We start from the raw sequence: 4,568 nt of genomic DNA, 5'->3' as shown, positions 1-4,568 counted from the left end.
GTATCATTATTAGTTATGATGGGCGGATATTCAAAGCTAAAGTCAATTCAGAGAATGGAGAAGTATCAGGAAATACTACCTTCCATTATTCACAAGAAGGCTCCATTCTTTCAGGAAGTTATCTGGGTGGAGAGATTGTTAAAGGGACATTAATAGGGTTTGTCAATATGGATGGATCTCTAGAATTTAGGTATAATCATATCAATGAAAAAGGGGAAATTAGAGGAGGCAGCTGTTTTTCCACACCAGAGATATTGACTGACGGAAGAATACGATTGCATGAAAAATGGAAATGGTTAGATATTGAGCAGACCGAAGGACATTCGATCATTGAAGAACAGGGAAGATAACTTAATCCAATATAGAAAGGCTTGATGACAATTACGACTATTTGTTTAGTACGGCATGGCCAAACGGATTGGAATGCACAGGGAAAACTGCAGGGGCAGACCGATATACTTTTGAATGAACATGGAAAAATACAGGCACGGCAATGCGGTGAATTTTTGATGAAAGAAGATTGGGATGTAATCATTACAAGTCCGCTTATAAGGGCAAGGGAAACGGCTGATATCATTGCTCATTATATGGATGTTCCGGTCATTGAAAAAATCGAATTCATTGAAAAGAATTTTGGCGTCGCTGAAGGATTGACATCAGCTGAAAGGGAAGCGAAATACATAGATAAAGTATATCCTGGTCAGGAAAGTCAAGAATCTTTACGAAACAGGCTGATGAAGGGGCTCCAAGAAATTCAAAAAGAGTTTCCAAAGAAAAGAGTAATACTCGTTGCACATGGCGCTGTGATTCATTTTATATTACGGTTGATGTCAAACGAGTCAATCGTTTCCACTGAAATGCGATTGTTTAATGCATGTTTGAGTACGATTAGATTCGAGGCCGATTCTTGGATCATAAATGACTTTAATCAAGTAACTCATTTATCATAATGCTATAACAGATAAATGAAACGAAGGATGCGTTTCACCAACTCATGAAGGAAAGAAGGAAATCATGATTAATAAGAAGACGGCAATGGTTTTAGGGGCAACGGGAGTCGTCGGTACCCAGCTCGTTAAACAACTAAGCAATAGCCATAATTATAAGGAAATCCACTTACTGACAAGAAGGCATGTGGAAATTAATGAACCGAATTGCACCGTACATACTGTAGATTTCGAACGTTTATCTTCGTTTGCGCATTTATTTAACGTCACGGATGTTTTTATATGCTTGGGTACAACAATCAAGAAGGCAAAATCAAAAGAGGCGTTTCGTAAAGTGGATTATGACTATGTTATGGAGGCGGCGAAAATCGCAAAGAGCTGCAATGTTGAGAAATTACTCGTCATAACGGCTATGGGAGCCAATTCAAAATCAGCCTTTTTTTACAGTCGTGTAAAGGGCGATGTCGAAGGCGGACTTCAACAATTAGCCATGAAATCAGTCCATATATTTCGCCCTTCACTACTTCTTGGCGAACGGGAGGAATTCCGGGCAGGTGAGAAGATTTCAGGTATATTGAGTTCCATCGCCCAATTCATCTTTATTGGACCACTGCGTCCCTACCGTGCCATAGAAACAAAAAAGGTAGCTGCAGCCATGTTTATTGCAGCCCAAACATCGACTGCAGGCGTTCATCTTTATCATTCTGATGAAATCGAGAAGCTTGCAACTTCGGATGATCAGTAAGGGATCGCACTTTTGTAATTCCTTTTGCTTCGCCAGAGGTTCAGGTATTGGGGCGAAGAAAAAGGGCCCTTCTTTTGTTCGAAAGCAACCGGTATAAATTCATTAATCAATAGATAATTTCAATTGATCTCGCTGAATAGAATCATGTTTAGATAGAAACTTCAATTCCTCAAGTTTTACTAAGCTAAAAGTTAAAACCAAGTTGAATGGTGCGTAAGGTGCCAGAATCTGGCTTAGGAAATACGCGTCTAAATGAGATTCAGCAGGCTTAAGCCGAGAGCGGAGCGTCCGCTCAAAAACAGTGCACTACGATACAATCACCGTTCTATTGGTACACACCTAAACAATTGTAGACAAATTCGATTTTAATCCGGTTTGTATATATCCCGTGAGCCTTTAATTGCGAACGATTTTCTTACTAAATCATGTCAAGCTGACTAAAAAGAACAAGTTTAACGATGGGGTAAACACTATGTTGGACATTCTTCTTTTGCTGGTGGTCTTTTAATTAATGAAATGAGAGAAACGACTTTTCAAAGGAAAACGGTATTACTGACTGTAAACTTCGAAAGCGTGGAGGGAAGTCTAAAACAGAGGAATTAGCTACGAACTAGTTTCTGTTCGTAGACAGTGGATGTGAGTCAATATTTTGGACACAAAAAAGTTAAATCTTAAGCTGTATTCCTAATCAAATCTTCAATGGCTTGTGGGATTTGATAGCCCAAGCTGCTGTGAATTCTTTTTCGGTTATACCAACCTTCAATAAACTGGAACATCGCTAATTTAGCTGTTTGATAGTCTAGATATTGTACGTGGTTGACTTCTTCCTTTTTTAATAGGGCATTAAAGGATTCAATACAGGCATTATCATATGGGCAGCCTTTCATACTCAAAGAACGCTTGATTTCAAATGTTTCTAATGCTTCATCTATCCATTTATTCTTGAATTCACTTCCACGATCCGTGTGGAATAACATGATCTTATTTAGCTCAACTTTAATGGAAGAAATGCCTTGGTACACTAACTGTGCGTCCTTCCGAGCGCCAGTTCCGTATCCGATAATTTCCAAATTATAAAGATCGACCAATACACAGATGTCATGCCATTTATTCTCGCCCCTTACATACGTTAAATCACTGACAACCACGCTGTATGCTTCTTCTTGTCTGAACTCTCGGTTTAACTCATTCTTTTTTTTCGATTCGTTACACGTTGAGCCATGGGGCTTAAACTGGGCAATCGTATAAGTGGACACGAGGCCTTCTTCTTTCATCACTCGACCAATACGTCTTCTTGAAATCTGATACCCGCATTTCTGGAGTTCCACTTTAATCTTCCGCGTGCCATAGTTTTGACAGCTGGTATGGAAAATTTCAATTACCTTGGGGGTTACTTCATCTGTTTGTGAAGGTATTTTTTCTTCATAATAATACGTGATTCTTGGAATCTTAAGGAAGTTGTCATCATCGGTGCTAAAATACCCAATATCAACGGTTAAAAGTTCCCAAAAAACAACAGATAATCATCTCATCAGAGTTGGAGTGTTTGAGAGGATGCTGAAGACTGGGGAATTTTATATGTCAGTTAAAGCTGATATAAAGCAAATTCAATATTACAAACATTACCTCGCTAGAATATATTACAAAACCATCTTTAGCAGTTATGCATCATTCTGCACAATTCGGTTAGTTTGTCTCATAATTAAATAGTTTGTAATGATTTCTTAATGCAAACTTTTGTTTTTTACACATTACATCTTGGCATTGTATTCAATTGTTCACTTTCTTTCGTTAAATGTACTTCTAATTCGTTGTGATTTTCATGTCTTTTGCACATTCATTATGTTTCCAGTATTAAGATCCTATTTTTCCTATAATCACCAGGTGTAGAACCTAAGTGTTTTTTAAATGTGTGATGAAAATGAGGCATACTTTGAAATCCGCTTCTTTCAGCAATAACCGAGATGTTTTCATCGGTATGCAGTAGGAGTTCTTTAGCCATAATAATTTTTTTTTGGACGATATAATCGGAGACGTTTAATCCTATCATTTGCTTAAATACTCTACTAAAATGTGCAGTACTAACGTTTGCCTTATTAGCAAGTTCAACCAGACTCAAACCATTCGTAAAGTTATTTTCAATATAAGATAAAATATCTTTCATCCATAAAGGTCCCCAATTAGGAGAAGCGAACTCGCATTTGTATGGAAAAACCATTCTGTTAAGGTAATGCAACACCATGTGAAGTTGTAATAAAATGGCATGTTTAAATCCAAACTCTGCATCAGTCGACTCTCTGTTCATATCTTCAAAATGAGATTCTAACACTTTTTGTTGATTAAATTGCATGGAATACTTATAGTACTTTGCTTTTTGGCTTTTTTCAAAAAGTTGATGATAAGAGAAGGATTCTCCAAGAGAGTTATTGTGAATAAGTAAATGATTAAAGAAAATAACCGTACAAGTAACAGGGTTATCCTTATCATGAATTGTGTGATGAATAGTATTCCCCGGGATAATAATTAGATCTCCTTTTTTAATATTATGAAATACATTGTCTATGAAAAAGATGCCTTCTCCATCATAAACATATATAATTTCATACCGGTCATGAAAATGTGCAGGCAGTTCACTTTCGGTACTTTTGGTGTCTTGATAGACGAGGGAAAGAGGGAAAAGAGTATTGTTATCAAATTTTTTTTGCACTGGTTTCAATTAAATCACCCCTATAGTTTTGTAGGTAACACTAATTTATCAAAAAACCGTATAAATACGACAAAATCCGGAATTTATGTTTAAAAAGTTGATGATACAATAATTATAAGAAAAAAAATAAGTCTCATGTTGTTAAAGTTTCAGAGCCAAACAATGGTAT

General features: G+C 36.8%; 5 protein-coding genes. 3 read left to right on the top strand and 2 right to left on the bottom strand.

Going from position 1 to position 4,568, the window contains the following annotated elements; translation table 11 throughout:
• Positions 1 to 5 precede the first annotated feature (5 nt).
• From ACFWE9_RS26040 to ACFWE9_RS26030, 3 genes are all read left to right on the top strand, one after another.
• Complete coding sequence (locus ACFWE9_RS26040; RefSeq protein WP_230156130.1) at positions 6 to 350, top strand: avidin-fold protein; 345 nt, start codon at positions 6 to 8, stop codon at positions 348 to 350.
• Positions 351 to 374: 24 nt separating this feature from the next.
• Positions 375 to 950, top strand: a complete 576-nt coding sequence (locus ACFWE9_RS26035) for a histidine phosphatase family protein (RefSeq protein WP_356713815.1) — start codon at positions 375 to 377, stop codon at positions 948 to 950.
• A gap of 64 nt (positions 951 to 1,014) precedes the next feature.
• The gene (locus tag ACFWE9_RS26030; RefSeq protein WP_377359537.1) at positions 1,015 to 1,692 is read left to right on the top strand and encodes an NAD(P)H-binding protein; all 678 of its coding nucleotides are present in this window, start codon (positions 1,015 to 1,017) and stop codon (positions 1,690 to 1,692) included.
• A gap of 671 nt (positions 1,693 to 2,363) precedes the next feature.
• On the opposite strand, the gene ACFWE9_RS26025 is transcribed toward ACFWE9_RS26030, so the two are convergent.
• Positions 2,364 to 3,140, bottom strand: coding sequence for an IS3 family transposase (locus tag ACFWE9_RS26025; protein WP_290370521.1), 777 nt, complete (start codon positions 3,138 to 3,140; stop codon positions 2,364 to 2,366).
• A gap of 392 nt (positions 3,141 to 3,532) precedes the next feature.
• Positions 3,533 to 4,399 carry an AraC family transcriptional regulator gene (locus tag ACFWE9_RS26020; protein WP_377359540.1) on the bottom strand — a complete coding sequence of 289 codons (867 nt, stop codon included), beginning with the start codon at positions 4,397 to 4,399 and terminating at the stop codon, positions 3,533 to 3,535.
• Positions 4,400 to 4,568 lie beyond the last annotated feature (169 nt).

This window comes from Peribacillus sp. NPDC060253 (assembly GCF_042727425.1).
GTDB lineage: Bacteria > Bacillota > Bacilli > Bacillales > DSM-1321 > Peribacillus.
This window is presented reverse-complemented; position numbering and strand designations above follow the sequence as displayed.

Excerpts from the sequence above, each read along its gene's own strand:
- ACFWE9_RS26035 (WP_356713815.1), top strand. The coding sequence starts at position 375 with ATGACAATTACGACTATTTGTTTAGTACGGCATGGCCAAACGGATTGG.
- ACFWE9_RS26030 (WP_377359537.1), top strand. The coding sequence starts at position 1,015 with ATGATTAATAAGAAGACGGCAATGGTTTTAGGGGCAACGGGAGTCGTC.